The 3,413-nt window shown below is 70.7% G+C and carries 3 protein-coding genes; 1 reads left to right on the top strand and 2 read right to left on the bottom strand.

The features are described 5' to 3' along the window. Together IH80_RS0138025 and IH80_RS0138020 are read right to left on the bottom strand one after the other, a co-directional pair. The coding region (locus IH80_RS0138025) for a hypothetical protein (protein WP_199819373.1) at window positions 1-764 on the bottom strand (764 nt) is incomplete at its 3' end. 345 nt (window positions 765-1,109) lie between these two features. After that, window positions 1,110-1,580 (bottom strand): hypothetical protein, encoded by a 471-nt coding sequence (locus IH80_RS0138020; RefSeq protein WP_030966472.1) that lies wholly within the window; start codon window positions 1,578-1,580, stop codon window positions 1,110-1,112. A 326-nt stretch (window positions 1,581-1,906) separates the two neighbouring features. Here IH80_RS0138020 and IH80_RS0138015 point away from each other — a divergent pair, with 326 nt between their 5' ends. After that, window positions 1,907-2,881: an MsnO8 family LLM class oxidoreductase gene (locus IH80_RS0138015; RefSeq protein WP_030966471.1), complete on the top strand. Its 975-nt coding sequence runs from the start codon at window positions 1,907-1,909 to the stop codon at window positions 2,879-2,881. Window positions 2,882-3,413 lie beyond the last annotated feature (532 nt).

Genomic DNA, 3,413 nt, shown 5'->3' with positions numbered 1-3,413 from the left:
TGGGTGTTACCGGTCCCGCCACCCTGCGTACCACCCTGGGTGTTACCGGTCCCGCCACCCTGCGTACCACCCTGGGTGTTACCAGTGCCGCCACCCTGGGTCCCGCCCTGGGTGTTGCCGTTGCCGGCGCCCTGCGTGCCGCCCTGGGTGTTGCCGTTGCCGGCGCCCTGCGTACCACCCTGGGTGTTGCCGTTGCCGACCTGGGTGCCGCCGATGGTGTTGTTCGAGCCGCCGATGATCGTGTTGTTGACGATGTTCGTCACGTTGTTCGTCACCTGGTTGACCACGGCGGGTGCCAGTCCGAGCCGCTTCGCTTCGGAGGCCGCGGCCTTCCGCCCGATGGCGGCCGCCTGTGCCTGGGAAGCTCCGCCGCGGGCTGCCTGCTGGGCCGCTGCCGCGCCTCGTGCCGTTGCAACAGCGGCGTCGGCCTTCGTCGAAGCCGCGCTGGATGCGGCCGACGCGCACCGGACGGTGCCTACGGAGACCGGACCGCCGCCGGTGATGTCGGCCCGGATGTCGCCCTTCGGTCCGGCAGCGACGCGAGCGATGGTCTTCCCGTTGCGCTTGACGTCGTAGGTCTGCTCGAGGGCGAAGCCGTTGCCGCGGATTTCCCCGCCCGTCAGGCTGCATACCGCCGCAGGGGCTGCGGTCGGAAATGCGGAGGCCTGGGAGGGCTGAGCGAATGCCACCCCCGCCGTTCCGGCGAGTATCGCGGTGACACAGGAAAGACCGGCAATGTTGGCGACGTGCTTCTTCCTCGACATTTAAATCTCCCTTGAATGGTCGACCCGGATTCGAGATTCTCTGCGAGCCGGGGATTCGACTTGCCTGGTGTCTCAGTTCCGTTTGTCTGGCCGAGCGGTTTATCTGTATCCAGATTGCCCTTTTCGGGCGCGGGGATAAAGAGACGGAGATTCGGGGCTTGACAAATTCACATCCGGATGGGCGCCCTGTCGCGCCTGGGGTGGGCGGCGCGGGTTCGGCCGGTGCCCTGGCACGGGTCGAGCCGTTGCCGCCCCGACGCGGGTCGGGGCGGCAACGGCTGGAGGGGACGCCAGCACCTCGCAGAGGGGGCCTCTGCGAGGTGCTGCGCCTTTCGGCCGGACTGGTCAGCCCTGGGTTCCACCCTGGGTGTTGCCATTGCCGCCACCCTGCGTACCGCCCTGGGTGTTGCCATTGCCGCCACCCTGCGTACCGCCCTGGGTGTTGCCATTGCCGCCACCCTGCGTACCGCCCTGGGTGTTCCCGTTACCGCCACCCTGCGTACCGCCCTGGGTGTTGCCATTGCCGCCACCCTGCGTACCGCCCTGGGTGTTGCCGTTACCGCCACCCTGCGTACCGCCCTGGGTGTTGCCGCCGTTGTGGCGCTTCTTCTTCTTGCCGTGGTGGTTGCCGTCGTGCTTCTTGTGGTCGTGCTTGCTGTGAGTGACGACGCTTTCCACCGAGGTGGTGGGGGCCGCCATCGCGGAGGACGCAGGGATGAGGATCCCGCCGGCGATCGCGGCAGCGGCGACGGCGGTCGCGAGGCGGAAGCCTCGGCGCTTGGGGCGGGACTCGGACGTCTCGAACTTGCGGTTCATGGTTTTTCTCCTGATCGAATCGGAACCTGAAAGGCTCCGGCATTTCGGGGCCTCCGCGATTGTGGGGACTGTCCCCACCGCGTCTGCGACCTCGTTCCCTTTTCCGGTGGGGCCGCATATCCAGTAAGCCGGTCCGCCGCACCGGCGGTCACGTTCCGTGAATTCGGGGCTTGACGTTTCCGCCGATGCGGGTTAATCGGGATTTCGGCTGCTGCGAGGGCGGGCGGGGCGGGGCTGCGGGGCCCGCCGTCCGCGGTCCGTCCGCGGTGGCGTGAAAACGATCATCGGGGCGGTTGCCGGGCGGGGTGCTCCCTATGCTGACGGCCATGCTCGACATACCTCTTTCAGCGCTGGAAGTCGCGATGGTGCAGACGGGCACCCGCGCCGTGGACACCCTGCGGGACACCGCGGCCTTCGCACAGGGAATGGAGCGGCTGGGCTATCACCGCCTCTGGTACGCGGAGCATCACCACTCCCCCGCGATCGGCGCGTTCCCGCCGGTCGTGCTGACGGCGCACGCCGCGGCCTCGACCTCGGTGATCCGTCTCGGTTCGGGCGGGGTCCTGGCCCCCAACCACGCGCCGCTCGCGCTGGCCGAGCAGTTCGGGACGCTGGCCGCCCTGCACGAGGACCGCATCGACCTGGGCATCGGCCGGGGTCCGGGCACCTTCGACGAGGGCATCGCCCGGGCGCTGCGCCGCGGGGCAGGGCCGGCGACGGATGCGGAGTACCGGGACGACGTGGCCGCGGTCCTGTCGTTCCTGGTGGAGGAGGTCGCGCTGGGTCCGCTGCCGGAGCCGTGGCTGCTGGCCTCCAGTGCCGCGGGGGGTGCTCTCGCTGCGGCTCTGGGCCTGCCGGTCGCGGTCGCGCATCACATCCGTCCGGACAACACCCTTGCGGTCGTGGAGGGTTACCGGGCGGCGTTCACTGCGTCCCGGTGGTGCGAGCGGCCGCGGGTGCTGCTGTGCGTGGAGACGGTGTGCGCGCAGACGGAGGAGGAGGCCGTGTGGCGGGCGGGGCCGATGAACGTCGTCAAGGCCGGGCTCCTGCAGGGGCTGAGCCAGACGCCGTTCCCCACGCCCGAGCAGGCGGCCGCGCATCCCTTCACGGAGCAGGAGCGGCAGGCCCTGGACGGTTTCCGTGCGCAGCAGGCGGTCGGGGCGCCCGAGGCGGTGGTGGGGCGGCTCGCGCGACTGGCCGGTGAGACGGGGGCGGACGAGTTGATGCTGGCCACGCCGGTCTACGACCTGCGGGAGCGGATCGGTTCCTACGAGCTGGTCAGGAAGTACTGGGGGCGGTGACGGTGCCGCCGTAGGGCGGGGCGGTGACGAGGCGGCGGGGCCGGGGTCGTCGGCGGGCGGGCCGGGACGGCCGCCGGAGCCGGGGGCGGTCGGCGGGGCGGGCCGGGGTGGTCGGCGGGGTGCCGGTTTCTCGTACACCGGAATCGTTTCCGCAGGTGCGTGCGAAGGGGCGGCGGGGGCGGCTGTTACAGGCTGTTGAACCCGTTCGGCGCAGGGGTGCGGGCCGTGGCCGGGGGCGGGGGCCTGGCTGCGGGGAGGGCTGCTGTGCAGGCGTGCCACCGGTTGGTGGGGAACTGCCGTGCCGGGGGCGTCAATCCGGGTTTGACCGTTGTCCGTTACAAGGGAGAGTTACGGACATATCCGGATTGGGAAACAGGGGGTGGGCGGGCGGTGTCCGGGTGTGCCGGGCGGCCAGAGTGTGGCTCCTCGGCCCGTGGCCGGGAACCGTTTCGAGCCCGGCCGGAACGCATCCGCCCGCCTATGCGCGGGTGCATGTCGCCGGTCCGGGCCGTCCGTTGACGTCGAAGGGGTC

The sequence above is a fragment of the Streptomyces sp. NRRL S-378 genome (assembly GCF_000720645.1).
Lineage (GTDB): Bacteria > Actinomycetota > Actinomycetes > Streptomycetales > Streptomycetaceae > Streptomyces.
This window is presented reverse-complemented; position numbering and strand designations above follow the sequence as displayed.

Coding starts and splice junctions, on each gene's coding strand:
- IH80_RS0138020 (WP_030966472.1), bottom strand. CDS start 1,580: ATGAACCGCAAGTTCGAGACGTCCGAGTCCCGCCCCAAGCGCCGAGGC.
- IH80_RS0138015 (WP_030966471.1), top strand. CDS start 1,907: ATGCTCGACATACCTCTTTCAGCGCTGGAAGTCGCGATGGTGCAGACG.